This window comes from Streptomyces sp. NPDC104814 (assembly GCF_055583185.1).
This window is the reverse complement of record NZ_JBVJOL010000003.1, coordinates 565,865-585,757: the sequence shown is the minus strand read 5'-3', so window position 1 is coordinate 585,757 and position 19,893 is coordinate 565,865. Positions and strand designations below refer to the sequence as shown.

The 19,893-nt window shown below is 71.4% G+C and carries 15 protein-coding genes; 4 read left to right on the top strand and 11 right to left on the bottom strand.

All coding sequences use genetic code 11. From position 1 onward, the window contains the following. Positions 1-230 precede the first annotated feature (230 nt). Together ACZ64A_RS15745 and ACZ64A_RS15740 are read right to left on the bottom strand one after the other, a co-directional pair. Positions 231-1,274 carry a 3-isopropylmalate dehydrogenase gene (locus ACZ64A_RS15745; RefSeq protein ID WP_469810791.1) on the bottom strand — a complete coding sequence of 348 codons (1,044 nt, stop codon included), beginning with the start codon at positions 1,272-1,274 and terminating at the stop codon, positions 231-233. 82 nt (positions 1,275-1,356) lie between these two features. Beyond that, positions 1,357-1,488, bottom strand: a complete 132-nt coding sequence (locus ACZ64A_RS15740; protein WP_361627802.1) for a hypothetical protein — start codon at positions 1,486-1,488, stop codon at positions 1,357-1,359. Positions 1,489-1,817: 329 nt separating this feature from the next. Between ACZ64A_RS15740 and ACZ64A_RS15735 the strand changes: the two genes are divergently transcribed. Next, a complete protein-coding gene (locus ACZ64A_RS15735) occupies positions 1,818-2,024 on the top strand; it encodes a DUF5988 family protein (RefSeq protein WP_469810789.1) in 207 nt (68 codons plus the stop codon). 72 nt (positions 2,025-2,096) lie between these two features. On the opposite strand, the gene pruA is transcribed toward ACZ64A_RS15735, so the two are convergent. After that, entirely contained in the window at positions 2,097-3,728 is a 1,632-nt protein-coding gene (gene pruA, locus ACZ64A_RS15730; RefSeq protein WP_469810788.1) for an L-glutamate gamma-semialdehyde dehydrogenase, read from the bottom strand. A gap of 54 nt (positions 3,729-3,782) precedes the next feature. Next, positions 3,783-4,709 carry a proline dehydrogenase family protein gene (locus tag ACZ64A_RS15725; protein WP_469810787.1) on the bottom strand — a complete coding sequence of 309 codons (927 nt, stop codon included), beginning with the start codon at positions 4,707-4,709 and terminating at the stop codon, positions 3,783-3,785. A 162-nt stretch (positions 4,710-4,871) separates the two neighbouring features. On the opposite strand from ACZ64A_RS15725, the gene ACZ64A_RS15720 reads away from it, so the two are divergent. After that, positions 4,872-6,083, top strand: a complete 1,212-nt coding sequence (locus ACZ64A_RS15720) for a PucR family transcriptional regulator (RefSeq protein WP_469810786.1) — start codon at positions 4,872-4,874, stop codon at positions 6,081-6,083. Positions 6,084-6,099: 16 nt separating this feature from the next. On the opposite strand, the gene ACZ64A_RS15715 is transcribed toward ACZ64A_RS15720, so the two are convergent. Then, on the bottom strand, positions 6,100-6,693 hold the full coding sequence (locus tag ACZ64A_RS15715; RefSeq protein ID WP_469810785.1) for a TetR/AcrR family transcriptional regulator: 594 nt from the start codon (positions 6,691-6,693) through the stop codon (positions 6,100-6,102). Between the two features lie 98 nt (positions 6,694-6,791). Here ACZ64A_RS15715 and ACZ64A_RS15710 point away from each other — a divergent pair, with 98 nt between their 5' ends. After that, positions 6,792-8,315 carry an MFS transporter gene (locus tag ACZ64A_RS15710; protein ID WP_469810783.1) on the top strand — a complete coding sequence of 508 codons (1,524 nt, stop codon included), beginning with the start codon at positions 6,792-6,794 and terminating at the stop codon, positions 8,313-8,315. 85 nt (positions 8,316-8,400) lie between these two features. Here the strand turns inward: ACZ64A_RS15710 and serA are convergent, their stop codons facing one another. From serA to ACZ64A_RS15680, 6 genes are all read right to left on the bottom strand, one after another. Beyond that, a complete protein-coding gene (gene serA / locus ACZ64A_RS15705; RefSeq protein ID WP_469810782.1) occupies positions 8,401-9,990 on the bottom strand; it encodes a phosphoglycerate dehydrogenase in 1,590 nt (529 codons plus the stop codon). A gap of 261 nt (positions 9,991-10,251) precedes the next feature. Further along, positions 10,252-11,250 carry a ketol-acid reductoisomerase gene (gene ilvC / locus ACZ64A_RS15700; RefSeq protein ID WP_469810781.1) on the bottom strand — a complete coding sequence of 333 codons (999 nt, stop codon included), beginning with the start codon at positions 11,248-11,250 and terminating at the stop codon, positions 10,252-10,254. Between the two features lie 118 nt (positions 11,251-11,368). After that, positions 11,369-11,893 carry an acetolactate synthase small subunit gene (gene ilvN, locus ACZ64A_RS15695; RefSeq protein ID WP_469810779.1) on the bottom strand — a complete coding sequence of 175 codons (525 nt, stop codon included), beginning with the start codon at positions 11,891-11,893 and terminating at the stop codon, positions 11,369-11,371. 21 nt (positions 11,894-11,914) lie between these two features. Next, positions 11,915-13,774: an acetolactate synthase large subunit gene (locus ACZ64A_RS15690; protein WP_469810778.1), complete on the bottom strand. Its 1,860-nt coding sequence runs from the start codon at positions 13,772-13,774 to the stop codon at positions 11,915-11,917. Positions 13,775-13,987: 213 nt separating this feature from the next. Then, the gene (locus tag ACZ64A_RS15685; protein ID WP_469810777.1) at positions 13,988-17,137 is read right to left on the bottom strand and encodes a putative bifunctional diguanylate cyclase/phosphodiesterase; all 3,150 of its coding nucleotides are present in this window, start codon (positions 17,135-17,137) and stop codon (positions 13,988-13,990) included. A 525-nt stretch (positions 17,138-17,662) separates the two neighbouring features. Further along, a complete protein-coding gene (locus tag ACZ64A_RS15680) occupies positions 17,663-18,628 on the bottom strand; it encodes a 2-hydroxyacid dehydrogenase (RefSeq protein WP_469810775.1) in 966 nt (321 codons plus the stop codon). Positions 18,629-18,703: 75 nt separating this feature from the next. Between ACZ64A_RS15680 and ACZ64A_RS15675 the strand changes: the two genes are divergently transcribed. Then, positions 18,704-19,708 (top strand): aldo/keto reductase, encoded by a 1,005-nt coding sequence (locus ACZ64A_RS15675; protein ID WP_469810774.1) that lies wholly within the window; start codon positions 18,704-18,706, stop codon positions 19,706-19,708. The last annotated feature ends 185 nt before the right edge of the window (positions 19,709-19,893 follow it).

The window sequence follows — 19,893 nt, the reverse complement described above, 5'->3', positions numbered from 1 at the left end:
CCGCGCTCCTCAAGCCCCGCAAGGGCCTTTTCCGGCCAGTGCTAGGACGTCCGAGCTTCCCCTCATATCGCGGCTCCGCGTTCGATTATCGCGCGGGGACGGCGGCCGAAGGAATCCGGGTGGGGCGGGCCCAGGGGTCGATGGTTCCACCCGGCGCCGCACAGCGAAAGCCGCCGGGTGCGTCAAGGCGACCCGGCGGCTTCGAAGTGGTTCTTCAGGAGCGCACCGGATCAGCCGGCTACGCGTACGGCGAGCGCGTCGCCGATCTCGGACGTGGAGCGGGCGGGCTTGCCCACGCGCTCGGCGAGGTCGGCGGCGACCGCGTCCTCGATCCGGGCGGCCTCGGCGTCGTAGCCGAGGTGGCGCAGCAGCAGGGCGACGGACAGGACCGTGGCGCTGGGGTCGGCCTTGCCCTGGCCGGCGATGTCCGGGGCCGAGCCGTGCACCGGCTCGAACATGGACGGGAACTCGCCGCTCGGGTTGATGTTGCCGGAGGCCGCGACGCCGATGCCGCCGGAGACGGCCGCGGCGAGGTCGGTGATGATGTCGCCGAAGAGGTTGTCGGTGACGATGACGTCGAACCGCTCGGGCTGGGTCACCAGGTAGATGGTGGCCGCGTCGACGTGGATGTACTCGGTGGTGACCTCGGGGAACTCCTCGGCCACCTTGTTGAAGATGTTCGTCCACAGGTGACCGGCGAAGGTCAGCACGTTGTTCTTGTGGACGAGCGTGAGCTTCTTGCGCGGCCGGGCCTGGGCACGTGCGAAGGCGTCCCGCACGACCCGCTCGACCCCGAAGGCCGTGTTCACGGAGACCTCGGTGGCGACCTCGTGCGCGGTGCCCTTGCGGATGGTGCCGCCGTTGCCGGTGTACGGCCCCTCGGTGCCCTCGCGGACGACGACGAAGTCGATCTGCGGCTCACCGGCGAGCGGAGTGGCAACGCCCGGGAGCAGCTTGGAGGGGCGCAGGTTGACGTGGTGGTCGAAGGCGAACCGCAGCTTCAGCAGGAACCCGCGCTCCAGCACACCGGACGGAACACTCGGGTCGCCGATGGCGCCCAGCAGAATGGCGTCGTGCCCCTTGAGCCGGTCCAGGTCGTCGTCGGTGAGGGTCTCACCGGTGGAGTGGTAGCGCCGGGCGCCGAAGTCGTACTCCTTGGTCTCCAGCTTCACATCCTGCGGGAGGACGGCGGAGAGGACCTTGAGGCCTTCGGCCACGACTTCCTGCCCGATGCCGTCACCGGGGATCACTGCGAGATCGATGCTGCGAGACATGCGGGCACCCTACTCCTCGTCCCATGGGATGACACGGACCGTCCGCCATCCGGACAAGGAGCGGGCGTGCCTGCGGGGTCTGTCAGTGGCCGGTGGCGCCGCCGTTGTCACGGCGGTCGAGCGCGCGCTGGAGAGCGGCGGCGGCGTTCTTGCGGTCGGCCTCGCTGGTGCGGGAGGAGTGGCGGACGCGGCGGCGGACGGTCGTCTCGGCCATGAGGGATCGACTCCTTCGGGCGATGCAGAGGGGTAACGAGACGCCGGAGGTGGCGGGGAGCAGCGGTGCCGCAGGGGTTGCCTGCATCGGGCCCGGCTCACGTCCGCCCATCGCTTGGTCTAGCGAGACGTTCGGCTCCTACAAAGCTAGGACAGGACCGCGCATCTGTCTGCACAATTACTCGGACTTCCTACTATCTGAGACGCGGGGTTACGTCACACGGCTCTGACCTGCGCTTTCGAGGACCGTGCCGCAGGCACCGCTCGCCCGGACGGCTGATCCTCCGCACCGGCCGGGACACCGCACACCACCCCGGGAACCGTGTCGACATGACCAACACGGCCAAAGCAGTTCTGGAAGGCGGCCCCGAAGACCTCGCGGAGCGCATCGTCCCGATCACTCCGCCGGGAACGGAGCTGAAGGTCCCCCACCGGGGCGGGTACGAGCACTTCCGGTCCACCCCGCGCCATCAGGAGACGGACCAGGGCCGGCTCCCGGTGTACGAGTGGTGGGAGCGCACCGAGATCGCCGAGTAGCCGGCCGGGAACAGCGGAACGGGCCGGTTCCCGTGCGGAAGAACCGGCCCGTTCGCGTACCCCGGGGGGCGGTCAGCCCATGTGCGGGTAGCCGTACTCGGTCGGCGGCACCAGCGTCTCCTTGATGGCACGCGTCAGCGTCCACCGCAGCAGGTTCTGCGGCGCGCCCGCCTTGTCGTTGGTCCCGGAGGCCCGCCCGCCACCGAAGGGCTGCTGGCCGACCACGGCACCGGTCGACTTGTCGTTGATGTAGAAGTTGCCGGCGGCGTACCGCAGCTTCTCCATCGTGTACGCGGCGGCCGCGCGGTCGTTGGCGATGACCGACCCGGTCAGCGCGTAGTCCGACGCGGACTCCATCTGCGTCAGCATCTCGTCGTAGCGCTCGTCCTCGTAGACGTGCACCGCGAGGATCGGGCCGAAGTACTCGGTCGTGAAGACCTCGTTCTCCGGGTCGGTGCACTCGATGACGGTCGGCCGGACGAAGTACCCGACCGAGTCGTCGTAGGAGCCGCCCGCGACGATCGTGCAGGAGGGGTCCGCCGCGGCCCGGTCGATCGCGGCCTTGTTCTTGGCGAAGGAACGCTCGTCGATGACGGCGCCGATGAAGTGCGACAGGTCGGTGACGTCACCCATGGCGATGCCGTCGACCTCGGCCGCGAACTGCTCCTTGAAGCCGTCGTTCCAGATCGACGCCGGGATGTAGGCCCGGGAGGTCGCCGAGCACTTCTGGCCCTGGTACTCGAAGGCGCCGCGGGTCAGCGCGGTCTTGAGCACCGCGCGGTCGGCCGACGGGTGGGCGACGACGAAGTCCTTGCCGCCGGTCTCGCCGACCAGACGCGGGTAGGAGCGGTACTTCTCGATGTTGGCGCCGACCGTCTTCCACAGGTACTGGAAGGTCTTGGTCGAGCCGGTGAAGTGGATGCCGGCCAGGTCGCGGTGGTTGAGGGCGACCTCGGAGACCTCGATGCCGTCACCGGTGAGCAGGTTGATGACGCCCTTGGGCAGGCCCGCCTCCTCCAGCAGCCGCATCAGCAGCACGGCGGCGTGGGTCTGCGTCGGGGACGGCTTCCACACCACGACGTTGCCCATGAGGGCGGGCGCGGTGGGCAGGTTGCCCGCGATGGCCGTGAAGTTGAACGGCGTGATCGCGTAGACGAAGCCCTCCAGCGGGCGGTGGTCCAGACGGTTCCACACGCCCGGGGAGTTGGCCGGGGGCTGCTCGGCCAGGATCTGGCGGGCGTAGTGGACGTTGAAGCGCCAGAAGTCGACGAGCTCGCACGGGGTGTCGATCTCGGCCTGCTGGGCGGTCTTGGACTGGCCGAGCATGGTGGACGCGGCGAGCGTCTCGCGCCACGGGCCGGACAGCAGCTCGGCGGCGCGCAGGAAGATCGCCGCGCGGTCGTCGAAGGACAGTGCGCGCCAGGCCGGGGCGGCGGCGAGGGCGGCGTCGACGGCGTCCTGCGCGTCCGCCTTGGTGGCGTGGCGGAAGGTGCCCAGGACGGCCTTGTGGTTGTGCGGCTGCACGACCTGGAACGGCTCGCCACCGCCCATCCGCCGCTCACCGCCGATGGTGCAGGGCAGGTCGATGGGGTTCTCGGCCAGCTCCTTGAGCTTGGCCTCGAGGCGGGCACGCTCGGGCGAGCCGGGGGCGTAGCCGTGCACCGGCTCGTTGACGGGGGTGGGGACCTGGGTCACAGCGTCCATGGGTTCCGTAACTCCTTACTGAGCGGGTGTGTGCACTGAGCGGGGGGTGCGGGCTCAGCCCTTGCTGACCATCGAGCGCAGGAAGAACTGCAGGTTCGCCGGCTTCTCCGCGAGGCGCCGCATGAAGTAGCCGTACCAGTCGGTGCCGTAGGCGGTGTAGACGCGCATGCGGTGGCCCTCGGCGGCCAGCCGCAGGTGCTCCTCGCCGCGGATGCCGTACAGCATCTGGAACTCGTACTCGTCGAGCTTGCGCCCGGCGCGGTGGGCGAGTTCCTGGGCGATGGCGATCAGGCGCGGGTCGTGGGACCCGATCATCGGGTAGCCCTCGCCCTCCATCAGGATCCGCAGGATCCGGACGTACGCCTTGTCGATCTCGTGCTTGTCCTGGTACGCGACCGAGGCGGGCTCCTTGTAGGCGCCCTTCACCAGACGCACCCGGCTGCCGGCGGCGGCGAGCCGGCGGGCGTCGGCCTCGGTGCGGAAGAGGTAGGCCTGGATGACGCAGCCGGTCTGCGGGAAGTCCTTCCGCAGCTCCTCGTGGATGGCGAACATCGAGTCGAGGGTGGTGTGGTCCTCGGCGTCGAGCGTCACGGTCGTACCGATCGCGGCGGCCGCCTCGACGACCGGGCGGACGTTGGCGAGGGCCAGCTCGTGGCCACCCTGAAGCGCCTGGCCGAACATGGACAGCTTGACGGACATCTCGACGCGCTCGCCGAGCCGGAGGTCCTTGAGGTGGTCGATCAGCGCCAGGTAGGCGTCCCGGGCGTGGGCGGCCTGCTCGGGCGTGGTGATGTCCTCGCCGACGACGTCCATCGTCAGCTCCAGACCCTTGGCGGTGAGGTCCTCGATGATCGGGACGATGTCGTCGACCGTCTCCCCGGGGATGAAGCGGTCGACGACCTGCTTGGTCACCGGGGCCGCCGAGATCAGGCGTCGCATCCGGTCGCTGCGCGACGCGGCGAGAATCACGGGACCCAGCACGGGGCACCTCCACTACGAACAAAACCAGGCCGAAGACCCACGATCCGGGTACGGCACGGAGAACCACCGTGAAACCTAAGGATTGCTCCGATCGTCTGCCATCGACAGCTGTCACGCATCCGTGCCCGGGATCTCAGACAGATGTATGAAGGCCGGGGCGGGATGCGGGAGAATGCCCGGGTGACGGCGGAACACAGGGGTGACTACCAGGAGCTCGTGGACGAGATCTCGGAGCTGCTGGGCGCTCCGGCGACCCTGGAGAACCGGGACTTCGAACTGATCGCCTTCGGCGCCTACGACGACGAGGGCGACCTCGATCCGACGGTCCTGGACCCGGTGCGCACCCGCTCGATCCTCACCCGGCGCTCCACGGCCGCCGTCCGCGCCTGGTTCGAGGGCTTCGGCATCACCCGCGCGACCGGCCCGGTCCGTATCCCGCCCACCCCGGACGCCGGGGTCTACCGGGGCCGGATCTGCCTGCCGGTGCGCCACCGGGGGGTGGTCCTCGGCTACGTCTGGCTGCTGGACGGCGAGCCCGGGCCGAGCGACGCCCAGCTGGCCGCCGCCATGGAGGTGACGGCCCGCATCGGCGCGCTGCTCGCGGACGAGGCGCAGCACGGCGCCGATCTGACCCGGGAGCTGCGGGCGGTGCTGGCGGCCGAGCCGGGCTGGCAGCGGGACGCGGCGGTGGCGGAGCTGCGCACCGCGCTGGGAGTGCGCGCGGACGGGCCGCACACGGTGGCGTGTGTGGCGCCCTGGCCGTCGGCCGACCCGGCCGAGGCCCCGTCGGTGCGCACGCTGCCGGGAGCCGAGGCACTGTGCACGGTGCCGTGGGGGGCGACGGAACACACCCTGGCGGTGCTGGTGCGGCTGCGCTCCACGCAGACGGTGACGCCGGCGGTGTCGGTGGCGACGCGGCTGCGGGAGCGGGCGGGTGCCGGTGCCGTGGGGCCCGCCGGCGCCGGTTCCGTCGCGGGGATCGCCGCGGCCCGTACCGGGATCGCCGAGCTGGGCCTGGCGTGGCAGGAGGCGTCGGCGGCGGCGCGCGCGGCCCTCGCCGACCCGCGTCTGGGTCCCGTCGCCCAGTGGTCCGGGATCGGACCGTACCGGCTGCTCACCTCGCTGCCGCCGGTGGCGGCAGCGGACCCGGTGGTGGCACCGCTGCTCACCGCCGCCCACCGCGAACTGGCCCGCACCGCCGAGGTGTTCCTCGACTGCGCGGGCCAGGCGGGGCGTACGGCGGCCCAGTTGGGCATCCACCGGCAGACCCTGTACTACCGGCTGTCCCGGGTCGAGCAGTTGACCGGCCTGGACCTGGACGACGGGGAGGACCGGCTGCTGCTGCACATGGCGCTGAAGGCGGCGCGCCTGTAGCCGCCGGGGGGTGCGGTCAGCCCTGCTGCGCCGCCTGGTTCATCACCCGGCGCAGACCCTCCGTGAGCTGGTCCGCCGTGGTGGCCGAGTCCGGGTCGAAGAGCCACTGGACCATCAGGCCGTTGAGCAGCGTCTGGTAGAGGCGGCCCTCGGTGTCGACCGCCTCCGCGTCCAACCGGTCCTCCGGGACGTCGTTGAACATCGCCAGGATGCCCTTGCGGCCCTCCACCTGTGCCTCGGCCAGCAGCTTGCGCACCTCGGGGAGCCGGTCGCCCTGGAAGAGCAGTTCGAAGCTGAGCAGCCAGATCGCCCGCGACTCCGGCACGGACCGGATGATGCCCGTCCACACCTCCCGGAAGCGTTCCAGGGAGCCGGCCGGGGCGGCCGCCCCCGCGTCCGCGCCCCAGCCCGGCTCGAAGGTGTCGCCGACCCCCTCGATCAGCTCGACGTACGCCTGGACGAGCAGGGCGTCCTTCGAGCCGTAGTGGTAGCCGATCGAGGCCAGGTTGGTCCCCGACTCCTTGACGATGTCGCGCGCCGTCGTGCGCAGGAAGCCCTTGGCGAGCAGGCAGCGCTTGGCGCCTTCGAGCAGATCCTCACGGTGTCCCATGCCTGTCACCCTACCGCCCGATCCATACAAGCGTCCTAGACGAGTGGATTATACAAACGTTCTAGACACTCGTTTAATACATGCGTACAGTCGCTGCCATGAAGAACCCGACGAGCACCACCCCCCTCGCGGCCGGACGAGCCGGACGCCGTGAATGGACCGCCCTCGGCGTGCTGATGCTTCCGCTGCTGCTGGTCTCGATGGACGTCTCCGTGCTGTACTTCGCGATCCCCGCGATCAGCGCCGACCTGCAGCCGAGCGGCACGCAGCAGCTGTGGATCTTCGACATCTATGCGTTCGTGCTGGCCGGCCTGCTGATGACGATGGGGTCGCTGGGCGACCGCATCGGCCGCCGCCGGCTGCTGCTGATCGGCGCGGTCGCCTTCGGCGCCGCCTCGGTGGTCGCCGCCTACGCGGACAGCGCCGCAACCCTGATCGCCGCCCGCGCCGTCCTCGGCATCGGCGGGGCCACCCTGATGCCGTCCACCATGGCGATCGTCCGCACGATGTTCACCGACCCGGGGCAGCGCGCGAAGGCGATCGGGATGTGGTCCGGCGTGATGACGGCGGGCATCGCGCTCGGCTCGGTGCTCAGCGGCGTCCTCGTCCAGTACTTCTGGTGGGGCTCGGTCTTCCTGGTCAACCTGCCCGCGATGGCACTGCTGCTGGTCCTCGGCCCCGTCCTGCTGCCGGAGTCGAGGAACCCGGAGCCCGGCCGCTTCGACTGGGTGTCCGTGCCGCTGTCCATGGCCGCCGTGCTGCCCGTGATCTACGGCCTGAAGGAGATCCCCTCCGAGGGCTGGCACCCGGGCTACGTCGTCTCGATCACCGTCGGCCTGCTGTTCGCCGCGCTCTTCGTCCACCGTCAGCGCACGGCGGCCTCGCCGATGATCTCGCCGGAGCTGTTCCGCGGACGGGGATTCGCGCCGGCGGTCGTCCTCAACCTGGTCTCGGCCTTCGGGATGATGGGCTCGGCCTTCTTCACCACGCAGTACCTGCAGTCGGTGCTCGGCAAGAGCGCGATGGAGGCGGCCCTGTGGGCGCTGCTGCCGTCGGTGCCGATCGGCATGGCGGCGCCGCTGGCGACCACGCTGGTGCAGAAGGGCGTCCAGCGGGCGTACGTCGTGATGGCCGGCTTCCTGATCGGCGCCGCCGGGTACGGGATGCTGGCCCTGGCCGGCACGGACTCGATGTGGCTGGTCCTGGCCGCGTGCGGGGTGCTGGCCTCCGGGATCGTCATGGTGATCTCCCAGATGACCGACCTGGCGCTGGGCACCGCGCCGGTGGAGCGGGCCGGATCGGCCTCCTCGCTGCTGGAGACCGGGGCGGAGTTCGGCGGGGCGCTGGGGATGGCGGTGCTCGGCTCGATCGGTACGGCGATCTACCGCCACGACATCCCGGCCTCGGCGCCGGACGCGGCCCGCGAGACGCTGGGCGGCGCGCTGGCCGTCGCCGGGAAGGTGCCGGGACTGGCGGAGGCGGCACGGCAGGCGTTCACCAGCGGGATGCAGGGCGCGGCGATCGCCGGTGCGGTGCTGCTCGCGGGGGCGGCCGTGGCCGCGGCCGTCACCCTGCGGGGCGTACGGGTGCGGGCGCAGACGGAGGTCGACATCGCCGCCTGAGCACGGAACGCACGAACGCCGGGCGGGCCGAGGAGGAATCCTCGGCCCGCCCGGCGTTCTGGCAGGCGGGCGTGGTGCGGGTGGGTCAGACCAGGTTGACCGAACGGGCCGACGTGGCGCCGATCTCCGCGGCGACCTCGCTCAGCACCCCGGCGGGCACCGTGTCGTCGACGGTCAGGACGGCGAGGGCCTCGCCGCCGACCGCCGCACGGGCGACCTGCATGCCGGCGATGTTGATGCCCGCCTCGCCGAGGATGCGGCCGACGGTGCCGACGACACCGGGACGGTCCTCGTACTTCAGCACCGCCATGTGCTCGGCGAGCGCCAGGTCCACGTCGTAGTCGCCGACCGCGACGATCTTCTGGACGTGCTTGGGGCCGGCCAGGGTGCCGGAGACCGACACCTCCTCGCCGGTGCCGAGCGTGCCGCGCACGGTGACGACGTTGCGGTGGTCGGCCGACTCCGAGCTGGTGGTCAGGCGGACCTCGACGCCGCGCTCCTGCGCGAACAGCGGGGCGTTGACGTAGGAGACCGTCTCGTCGACGACGTCCTCGAAGACACCCTTGAGCGCGGACAGCTCCAGCACCTTCACGTCGTGCTGGGTGATCTCGCCGTACACCTCGACGTCGAGGCGGACCGCGACCTCGCCCGCGAGCGCGGTGAAGATCCGGCCGAGGCGCTCGGCGAGCGGCAGACCGGGCTTGACGTCCTCGGCGATGACACCGCCCTGGACGTTCACCGCGTCCGGGACCAGCTCACCGGCGAGCGCGAGGCGCACGGACCTGGCGACGGCGATGCCCGCCTTCTCCTGGGCCTCGTCCGTGGACGCGCCGAGGTGAGGGGTGCACACGACCTGGTCGAACTCGAACAGCGGCGAGTCCGTGCAGGGCTCCTTGGCGTACACGTCGAGACCGGCGCCGGCGACCCGGCCCTCCTTGAGGGCGGAGTACAGGGCCTGCTCGTCGACGATGCCGCCGCGCGCGGCGTTGATGATCCGCACGCTCGGCTTGACCTTGCGCAGGGCCTCGTCACCGATCAGACCCAGCGTCTCGGGGGTCTTCGGCAGGTGGACGGTGATGAAGTCGGAGACCTCGAGCAGCTCGTCCAGGGAGAGGACCTTCACGCCCATCTGGGCGGCGCGCGCCGGCTGCACATAGGGGTCGTAGGCGACGACCTTCATGCCGAAGCCGGACATGCGCTGGGCGACCAGCGCGCCGATGCGGCCGAGGCCGACGACGCCGAGGGTCTTCTCGGCCAGCTCCACGCCCGTGTACTTGCTCCGCTTCCACTCGCCGTTCTTCAGCGCGGCGTTGGCCTGCGGGATGTGGCGGGCGGTGGCGACGATCAGACCGCAGGCCAGCTCGGCGGCGGTCACGATGTTGGAGGTGGGGGCGTTGACGACCATCACGCCGGCCTTGGTGGCGGCGGAGACGTCGACATTGTCCAGGCCGACGCCGGCGCGGGCGACGACCTTGAGCTTCTTCGCGGCGGCGATGGCCTCGGCGTCGACCTTGGTGGCCGAGCGGATCAGGATCGCGTCCACCTCGGCGATGGCCGGCAGCAGTTCGGCGCGGTCCGCGCCGTTGCAGTGCCGGATCTCGAAGTCCGGACCGAGGGCGTCGACGGTGGCAGGCGACAGCTCTTCAGCGATGAGTACGACGGGTTTCGAGCTCACGTGAGTCCTCACATGTGCGATGCGGACGGCCGTCCCGACGGCCGCAGGCGGTGGAGGGGGGCTACCGCGGAAGACGCACGACGCTGTGGGCCTGACGCGTGTTGTGCAGCAGTCTAGTGGCGCGGCGGGGGGCGTAATGCGCCTCCGCGGAAGGATCACCCGTCCGTGGCTGGACGGGGTGGACAACGCCGCACTACCGACGTTACCCGAGGTTCACCGAAGGGGCCGGAGCAGTCTCGCTCCGGCCCCTGAGGGGGAGGCTTACGCCTCCTCGTTCACCCAGCTCATCAGCTTGCGCAGCTGCTTGCCGGTGGTCTCCAGCAGGTGCTCGGAGTCGGCGTTCTTGTACTCGTTGTACTTCTTCAGACCGCCGTGGTACTCGTCCATCCAGGTCCGGGCGAAGGTGCCGTCCTGGATCTCGGTGAGGACCTGCTTCATCTCGGCCTTCGTGGCCTCGGTGATGATGCGCGGGCCGGTGACGTAGTCGCCCCACTCGGCGGTCTCGGAGACGGACCAGCGCATCTTCTCCAGGCCGCCCTCGTACATGAGGTCCACGATCAGCTTCAGCTCGTGCAGGCACTCGAAGTAGGCGATCTCCGGCTGGTAGCCCGCCTCGACCAGGGTCTCGAAGCCGGCCTTGACCAGGGCGGAGGTGCCGCCGCAGAGCACGGCCTGCTCGCCGAACAGGTCGGTCTCGGTCTCCTCGGTGAAGGTCGTCTTGATGACACCGGCGCGGGTGCCGCCGATGGCCTTGGCGTACGACAGGGCCAGCGCGAAGGCGTTGCCGGTGGCGTCCTGCTCGACGGCGGCGATCGCGGGGACGCCGCGGCCCTCCTCGTACTGGCGGCGGACCAGGTGGCCCGGGCCCTTCGGGGCGACCAGGGCGACGTCCACGCCGGCCGGGGGCTTGATGAAGCCGAAGCGGATGTTGAAGCCGTGGGCGAAGAACAGCGCGTTGCCGTCCGACAGGTTGGGAGCGATGGACTCCTCGTAGACCTGGGCCTGGATCGGGTCCGGGATCAGGATCATGATGACGTCGGCCTCGGCGGCGGCCTCGGCCGGGGTCACCACGCGCAGGCCCTGCTCCTCGGCCTTGGCCTTGGACTTGGAGCCCTCGTGCAGACCGACACGCACGTCGACACCCGAGTCACGCAGCGACAGCGCGTGGGCGTGGCCCTGGCTGCCGTAGCCGATGACCGCGACCTTGCGGCCCTGGATGATGGACAGGTCGGCGTCGGCGTCGTAGAACAGCTCGGCCACTTTGGGTTCTCTCCTTGTGTACGGGTGTTGCGTCCCACCGTATGACGGCGGGGGGAGGGGAAGTTTCGGGGTCTCGGTATACGGGCGGCCGGTGTCACCCGGCCGCCCGAATCCGGCGTTACGCCGACCGGTCCAGGGAGCGCAGCGACCGGTCCGTGATCGAGCGGGCGCCGCGGCCGATGGCGATCGTGCCGGACTGCACGAGTTCCTTGATGCCGTACGGCTCGAGCATCTTCAGCATCGCGGACAGCTTGTCGCTGGAGCCGGTCGCCTCGATCGTGACGGCGTCCGGGGAGACGTCGACGGTCTTGGCGCGGAAGAGCTGGACGATCTCGACGATCTGGGAGCGTGTCTCGTTGTCGGCGCGCACCTTCACCAGGACGAGTTCGCGCTGCACGGCCTGCGCGGGCTCCAGCTCGACGATCTTCAGCACGTTGACCAGCTTGTTGAGCTGCTTGGTCACCTGCTCCAGCGGCAGGTCCTCGACGCCGACCACGATCGTGATGCGGGAGATGTCGGGGTGCTCGGTGACGCCGACCGCGAGGGAGTCGATGTTGAAGCCGCGCCGGGAGAACAGGGCGGCGATGCGGGCGAGGATGCCCGGCGTGTTCTCCACCAGGACGGAGAGCGTGTGCTTGGACATGGTTTCTGCTCTTCCTTGCCGTCAGTCGTCTTCGTTGTCGCCGAAGTCGGGGCGGACGTCCCGGGCGGCCATGATCTCGTCGTTGGAGGTGCCGGCGGCGACCATCGGCCAGACCATGGCGTCCTGGTGGACGATGAAGTCGATGACGACCGGGCGGTCGTTGATGGAGTTCGCCTCTTCGATGGCCTTGTCGAGGTCCGCGGGGTCCTCGCAGCGGATCGCGTGGCAGCCCATGGCCTCCGACAGCTTGACGAAGTCGGGGACGCGGGTGCCCTGGGCGGGCTCGATGCCGTCGTGCTCCGGGCCGGAGTGCAGGACGGTGTTGGAGTAGCGCTGGTTGTAGAACAGCGTCTGCCACTGGCGGACCATGCCGAGGGCGCCGTTGTTGATGATGGCGACCTTGATCGGGATGCCGTTCAGGGCGCAGGTGGTCAGCTCCTGATTGGTCATCTGGAAGCAGCCGTCGCCGTCGATCGCCCACACCGTCTGGTCGGGCGCGCCGGCCTTGGCGCCCATGGCGGCCGGGACGGCGTAGCCCATGGTTCCGGCGCCGCCGGAGTTCAGCCAGGTCGCCGGCTTCTCGTACTTGACGAAGTGCGCGGCCCACATCTGGTGCTGGCCGACGCCCGCGGCGAAGATCGTGCCCTCGGGAGCGAGCTGGCCGATGCGCTCGATGACCTGCTGCGGGGACAGCGAACCGTCCTCGGGGTGGTCGTAGCCGAGCGGGTAGGTGTCGCGCCAGCGGCTGAGGTCCTTCCACCAGGCGCTGTAGTCGCCCTGGTTGCCCTCGCTGTGCTCCTTCTGCACGGCCTGGATCAGGTCGGCGATGACCTCGCGGGCGTCACCGACGATCGGCACGTCCGCGGCGCGGTTCTTGCCGATCTCGGCCGGGTCGATGTCGGCGTGGACGATCTTCGCGTACGGCGCGAAGCTGTCCAGCTTGCCGGTGACACGGTCGTCGAAGCGGGCACCGAGGGCGACGATCAGGTCGGCCTTCTGCAGCGCGGTGACGGCGGTGACCGCACCGTGCATGCCCGGCATTCCCACGTGCAGCGGGTGGCTGTCGGGGAACGCGCCGAGCGCCATCAGGGTGGTGGTGACGGGCGCTCCGGTCAGTTCGGCGAGGACCTTCAGCTCGGCGGTGGCCTTGGCCTTCAGCACGCCGCCGCCGACGTAGAGAACGGGGCGCTTGGCGGCGGTGATGAGCTTCGCGGCCTCGCGGATCTGCTTGGCGTGCGGCTTGGTCACCGGGCGGTAGCCGGGCAGGTCCATGGTGGGCGGCCAGGTGAAGGTGGTCTTCGCCTGGAGGGCGTCCTTGGAGATGTCGACCAGGACCGGGCCCGGGCGGCCGGTGGAGGCGATGTGGAACGCCTGCGCGATGACCCGCGGGATGTCCTCGGCCTTGGTGACGAGGAAGTTGTGCTTGGTGATCGGCATGGTGATGCCGACGATGTCCGCCTCCTGGAAGGCGTCCGTGCCGATCGAGGTGGACGCGACCTGGCCGGTGATCGCGACCATCGGCACGGAGTCCATGTGCGCGTCGGCGATCGGGGTGACCAGGTTGGTGGCGCCGGGGCCGGAGGTGGCCATGCAGACGCCGACCTTGCCGGTGGCCTGCGCGTAGCCGGTGGCCGCGTGGCCGGCGCCCTGCTCGTGGCGGACCAGGACGTGGCGCACCCGGGTGGAGTCCATCAGCGGGTCGTAGGCGGGAAGGATCGCACCGCCCGGAATGCCGAACACCGTGTCCGCGCCGACCTCCTCGAGGGAGCGGATGAGGGACTGCGCACCCGTGACGTGCTCGACGGGCGAGGGCTGCTGTCCTCCGGAACGGGGCCGCGGCTGCGGATGATGGGCCCCGGTGGCCTGCTCGGTCATCGGCATTCTCTTCTCGATGCTGAGGGTTTTTGCGAAGTTTGGGCGGTGTGCGTTTGCTGCCTGTGCAACAAAAAACCCCTCGTGCCGTAAGGCAAGCGAGGGGAGCGCGCCGGGTGGGGGTCGCTGAGCGATCAGGGCTCAGCGTCAGCCGACGCGCTTTCCAAGTACGAGAATTCGGGTGCGCATGGCACTGACCCTCCCCCCGGCACGCACCTGGTGTCAAGTGGGTGGGACGGGAGTCTCATTATGTGAGCGCAGAGCCGTCCCGCCTCCCAGAACGGCCGGAACACCCGCGCGGTATCCGCCCGCGAAGGCCGGCTCGGCGGGTCCGTGCGGCACCGGGCAGTGGCCGGACGTGAGCGCTCTGCGCAGCCGGTACTCGTCCAGCGGTCCGGCGAAGGCCATGCCCTGCCCGTGGGTGCAGCCCATCGCGCGCAGGGCGACGACCTGTTCGGGCAGGTCCACACCCTCGGCGACGGACTGCAGCCCGAGGTCGGCGGCGATCCGCAGCAGCCCGCCGGTGATCTTGTGCAGGCGGGCGGACTCCACGATCCCCTCGACCAGACCGCGGTCCAGCTTCAGTACGTCCACCGGCAGCCGCCGCAGGGCCGTGATGGCCGCGTAGCCGCTGCCGAAGCCGTCCAGGGCGATCCGTACGCCGAGCCGCTTGAGGGCCGCCAGACGGCGCTCCAGCTCCTCCAGCGGCACCCGCGGGTCCAGGTCGGCCAGTTCGATCACCAGGGCCCCCGAGGGCAGCCCGTGCCGCGTCAGCAGGGCCTCGATCGAGCCGAGCGGCATCGACCGGTCCAGCAGCCGCCGCGCCGAGACCCGCACGGCGACCGGCACGGCCCGGCCGGACCCGGTGCGCTCGGCCGCCTGCTCGACGGCCTCCTGGAGCATCCAGCGGCCCAGCTCGGCGGTCTTGTCGCTGTCCTCCGCGACCCGCAGGAACTCGGCGGGCGTGAACAGCACGCCCTGCGAGGAACGCCAGCGCGCCTGTGCGGACACCGCCGTGATCCGGCCGTCCTCCAGCCGCACCACCGGCTGGTGCAGCAGACAGAACTCGCCGTCGTGCAGCGCGGCCCTGAGCCGGCCGGCCAGCTCCGCCTTGCGCACCACGTCCTGCTGCATCTGCGGCCGGTACAGCTCGACGCGGCCCTTGCCGCCCGCCTTGGCGCGGTACATCGCGAGATCGGCGTTGCGCAGCAGCTCACCGGCGCCGAGTCCCGGCTCGGCGAAGGCGACGCCGATGGAGGCGGCGACCCGGACGTCGTTGCCGTCGATCTCGTACGGCTGCGAGAGCGTGAGCCTGAGGCGGTCGGCGAGCTCCAGGATGTGGCGCTCCCGCTCCGTACGGTCGCGGGTGTTGTCGCCGGCGATCAGCGCGGCGAACTCGTCGCCGCCGAGCCGGGCGGCGGTGTCCGACTGCCGGACCGCGTCCTGCAGTCTGCGGGCGGCCTGCACGAGCAGTTCGTCACCGGCCTGATGGCCGATGGTGTCGTTGACGGCCTTGAAGCCGTCGAGGTCGATGAAGAGCACCGCGGTGTTGCGCAGCGCGAGCCCCCGGTCGCTGGCCCGGCGGCCGGACAGCGCCTGCTGCACGCGCCGGGTGAACAGCGAGCGGTTGGGCAGGTCGGTGAGCGGGTCGTGCTCGGCGTTGTGCTGGAGCTGCGCCTGCAGACGCACGCGCTCGGTCACGTCCCGGCTGTTGAAGATCAGGCCGCCCTGGTGGCGGTTGACGGTCGACTCGACGTTGAGCCAGCCGCCGTCGCCGGAGCGGAAGCGGCACTCGATGCGGGTGGTGGGTTCGTCCTGCGGACTGGCGGCGAGGAAACGGCGCACCTCGTGCACCACGCACCCCAGGTCCTCGGGGTGGATCAGGCCGGCCAGTTCCGTGCCCACCAGGTCCTCGGCGGGGCGCCCGTAGACGCCGGCGGCGGCCGGGGAGACATAGCGCAGGATGCCGCTGGGCGCGGCGATCATGATGACGTCGCTGGAGCCCTGCACCAGGGAGCGGAAGTGGTTCTCCTTCTGCGCCAGCTCCTGGGTGAGGGTGATGTTGTCCAGCAGCATGATGCCCTGGCGGACCACGAGCGCGAGCACGACCGTGCCGCCGGTCAGCAGCACCACGCGCGAGACGCTGTGGCCGTTGAGGACGTTGTACAGGATCCCCAGCGTGCACACCGCGGCGGCCAGGTACGGCGTGAGGGCGGCGAGCGAGCCGGTGATGGGCCGGGTGGCCGGATACCGGCCGTGGTCGCCGGCCGGGGCGGGTCCCTGCGCGGGCGGCGTGCCCGCCGGGGCGTGGGCCGCTGCCGCGGCGGCGTGGCCCGTCGCCGTGGCGGCGGGGGCGGGGGGCTCGGGGGCCGGGTGGTGGCCGCCGCGCTGTCCGCCCGGAGGGTGCTCCGCCGGGTGGCCGCCGGGGTCCTCGCCGCGTGGGCCCGCCGGGTGCTCGCCGCGCCGGCTGCCGGGCAGGTGCTCGTGGACCACGCGGGTGTGGCCGTGGGCGGCCTTCAAGCGGGGGCGCCCGGGCGCGGCCCAGGGGGCGTAGGCCAGCAGCAGCGAGCCGGCGAACCAGCCCGCGTCCAGGAGCTGGCCCGAGCGGTAGTTGTTGTGCAGCAGCGGCGAGGTGAACAGCGCGTCGCACATCACCGTCAGGGCGAGCGCGCCGATCGCCGTGTTGACGGCCGTGCGGTTCACCGCCGAACGCCGGAAGTGCAGCACGAGCACCATGCTGACCAGCGCGATGTCCAGCAGCGGGTACGCCAGCGACAGGGCCGCGTGGGTGACGCTCGGGCCGTCGAACTTCGCCGCCTGGGCGAGCGCGAGGCTCCAGGCCAGGGTGAGCAGCGAGCCGGCGATCAGCCAGGCGTCCAGCGCCAGGCACACCCAACCGGCCTTCGACACCGGCCGCTTGGCCAGGACCAGCAGACCGACGATGGCGGGCGGCGCGAAACACAGGAAGAACAGGTCGGCGATGGAGGGGCTGGGCACGGGCCGGTCCAGCACGACCTCGTACCAGCCCCACACGCCGTTGCCCAGGGCGGCCATGGCGGAGGAGAAGGCGAACAGCATCCAGGCGGGCCGGAAGCGGACCCGCCGGATGCGGGCGTAGAAGAAGCAGGAGACCGACGCGGCGCCCGCGGCGACGGCGAGCCCGAAGTCGCCCATGATCAGCGCGAGTTCCCGCGAGCCCCAGTCGCACGAGGAGCCGACGGCGTACGCCGCGCAGACGAGGGCCAGGAGCAACTGGTGCGCGAGGTTGCGCCCGCCGTCACCGGCCGGCCGGCGCGGCAGCGGCGCGGGGGCGGGGGGCGGCGTGCGCAGCGCGCCGTCCAGGGTGGTCACGGAGGGCGGGGGCGAGCTCACCGTGGCCTCCCGGTCCGCGCGGTTCCCGGGTCCCGGGGGTCCCGGTGCGGTGGGTGGGCGTTCCTCCTGCGGCCGCCGGGCCTGCGGGAGTGCGCGGTGTGCCGGCCGTGGTGACCGCGGTGGCTGCGCCGGCCGCCGCCGTGGTGCGGAGGGCCGCCGTGGTGCGGGCCGTTGTGGCCGGCGTGGCCGGTTCGGCTCGTGTGCGTGGTGTGGTCGGCGTGGTGACCCCACGTGCGTGCCGCCGTGCGCCAGGGTCGTCGTCGGCGGTCCGACAGCGTCGGGTCGTCGGTCCAAAGGCCGTACATCGCCCGTCGCCCCCCTCACAACTCTGAGATGTCCATCCCCGGCGCCGAACGGCGCGCGGCGCAGCCCCTGTCGGGACGATACACCAGTCTCGTCACTCAGGGACATAGTTCCTCTACGCTCCGTGACGACCAGCGGGAACGTGGGTACGGCCCGCGTTCGGGAGAATGCGGAGGGTACCCGAAGCGGAGCCGGTGGGGCTCATGTGGCCCCCGGGGTGCCTCACGCGCCGCCGTCCTCCCCCGTCGTGAGGATCACGTTGCGCAGCGGTTCGCGGTTCACGAAGCGGGTCAACTGGTCGGCGAGCAGCCGCTTCGCGCGGGGCATGAAGGCGGACGTCGGTCCTCCGACGTGCGGGCTGATGAGCAGCCCGGGCGCACGCCACAGGGGGTGGTCGCGCGGCAGCGGCTCGGGGTCGGTGACGTCCAGGGCGGCGGTGATCCGGCCGCTCTCCAGTTCGGCGAGCAGCGCCTTGGTGTCGACGACGGGGCCGCGCGCGACGTTGACGAGCAGGGCGCCGTCCTTCATCCGGGCCAGGAACTCTGCGTCGGCAAGGTGCAGGGTGGCGTCGGTGAGCGGCGTGGACAGCACGACGACGTCCGCCTCGGGCAGCAGGGCGGGCAGATCGGTGAGCGGGTGCACGGGGCCGCGCTCCGTGGTGCGCGCGGAGCGCGCGACGCGCACGACCCGCGCGAGCTCGAACGGCGCGAGCCGGTCCTCTATCGCGGCGCCGATCGAGCCGTAGCCGACGATGAGCACGGTCTTGTCGGCGAGTGCCGGGCGGAAGCCGCCGAGCCACTCGCCCCGCTCCTGCGCCCGCACGAAGTCGGGGATGCCGCGCAGCGAGGACAGGATGAGGGTGAGGGTCAGTTCGGCGGTGCTCGCCTCGTGCACCCCGCGGGCGTTGCACAGCCGGACGCCGGGGCGCAGATGATGCAGACCGGGCTGGACGTGGTCGATGCCGGCGGACAGCGTCTGGACGACCCTCACGCCGCTCATCCCGGGCAGCGGGCGTACGCCGACGCCGCTCGGCTTCATGTACGGCACGACGTAGAAGGCGCAGTCGGCCGGGTCGGCGGGGAACTCCGGCTCGCCGTTCCAGAAACGGTAGGCGGGGCCCTCGGGGAGGCCCTCGATCTCCTCGGCCGGGATGGGCAGCCACACGTCGGCGGTCACGTCAGCAGTCATGAGTGGAGGCTATGTCAGGTGCCCGCGGACGCAGAGGTTAGGTTGGGACGCCAGGAGAGGGAGGGTCACGCACAGGTGGAGCGCAGGACGATCGGCGCGGCGGCACTCTCCGTGGGGGCCGTCGGACTCGGGTGCATGCCGATGAGCTGGGGGTACAGCGGGTCGCGGCGGCGGGGCGAGGAGTCGGTCAGGACGGTTCACCGGGCGCTCGATCTGGGCTCGACGCTGCTGGACACCGCCGACATGTACGGGCCGTTCACCAACGAGTTGCTGCTGGGGCGGGTGCTGAAGGAGCGGCGGGCGGACGCGTTCGTGTCGACGAAGGTCGGGCTGCTCGTGGGTGATCAGCACGTCGTGGCGAACGGGCGGCCGGGGTATGTGAAGCGGGCGTGCGACGCGTCCCTGCGGCGGCTGCAGACGGATGTGATCGACCTCTACCAGCTTCACCGCGCCGACCCCGAGGTGCCCGTCGAGGAGACGTGGGGGGCGATGGCCGAGCTGGTGCGGGCCGGGAAGGTGCGGGCGCTCGGCCTGTGCGCGGTCGGGGTGCGCGGAGGGCGGCGGGCCGGGGGCCGGCGCGGGCTGTACGAGGGGACGCTGCGCCAGTTGGAGCGGGTGCAGCAGGTGTTCCCGGTGAGCGCGGTCGAGGCGGAGTTGTCGGTGTGGTCGCCGGAGGCGGTGCGGACGCTGCTGCCGTGGTGCGAGGCGCGCGGGGTGGGATTCCTGGCGGCGATGCCGCTGGGGAACGGGTTCCTGACCGGGACACTGACGCCGGGCGAGGGGTTCGAGCCGGACGACATGCGGGCGCGGCATCCGCGGTTCACGGCGGAGATGATGGCGGCGAACCAGCCGATCGTCGCGGGGCTGCGGAGGGTCGCGCGGCGGCACGGGGAGTCGGTGACACCGGCGCAGGTGGCGTTGGCGTGGGTCCTGGCCCAGGGGCCGCACGTGGTGCCGGTGCCGGGGGCGAAGCGGGAACGCTGGGTCTCCGAGAACGCGGGGGCGACGGGGGTGCGGTTGTCGTCCGCCGATCTGGTGGAGCTGGGGGCGCTGCCCGCGGCTCGGGGGTCCTGGGACTGAGCAAGCGGCCACCGGCCGGCAACGGGCCGCCGCAGGCGGAAAAGGGGCGCGGGGCTGTATTCGACATGCGGCTCCGCCGCGTGGGCGCGACCGGCCACGACGCACCCGCGGACGACGACGGAACGCCGCACGGGTCACCGCGCCCGCGGACGACCTCGTGCGTCGGGCTTGCGGGGTGCGGGAAC

What these genes read in the sequence shown, in the direction of transcription:
- ACZ64A_RS15745 (WP_469810791.1), bottom strand. Translation starts at nt 1,274, where the DNA reads ATGTCTCGCAGCATCGATCTCGCAGTGATCCCCGGTGACGGCATCGGG.
- ACZ64A_RS15740 (WP_361627802.1), bottom strand. Translation starts at nt 1,488, where the DNA reads ATGGCCGAGACGACCGTCCGCCGCCGCGTCCGCCACTCCTCCCGCACC.
- ACZ64A_RS15735 (WP_469810789.1), top strand. Translation starts at nt 1,818, where the DNA reads ATGACCAACACGGCCAAAGCAGTTCTGGAAGGCGGCCCCGAAGACCTC.
- pruA (WP_469810788.1), bottom strand. Translation starts at nt 3,728, where the DNA reads ATGGACGCTGTGACCCAGGTCCCCACCCCCGTCAACGAGCCGGTGCAC.
- ACZ64A_RS15720 (WP_469810786.1), top strand. Translation starts at nt 4,872, where the DNA reads ATGCGGGAGAATGCCCGGGTGACGGCGGAACACAGGGGTGACTACCAG.
- ACZ64A_RS15715 (WP_469810785.1), bottom strand. Translation starts at nt 6,693, where the DNA reads ATGGGACACCGTGAGGATCTGCTCGAAGGCGCCAAGCGCTGCCTGCTC.
- ACZ64A_RS15710 (WP_469810783.1), top strand. Translation starts at nt 6,792, where the DNA reads ATGAAGAACCCGACGAGCACCACCCCCCTCGCGGCCGGACGAGCCGGA.
- ilvN (WP_469810779.1), bottom strand. Translation starts at nt 11,893, where the DNA reads ATGTCCAAGCACACGCTCTCCGTCCTGGTGGAGAACACGCCGGGCATC.
- ACZ64A_RS15690 (WP_469810778.1), bottom strand. Translation starts at nt 13,774, where the DNA reads ATGCCGATGACCGAGCAGGCCACCGGGGCCCATCATCCGCAGCCGCGG.
- ACZ64A_RS15680 (WP_469810775.1), bottom strand. Translation starts at nt 18,628, where the DNA reads ATGACTGCTGACGTGACCGCCGACGTGTGGCTGCCCATCCCGGCCGAG.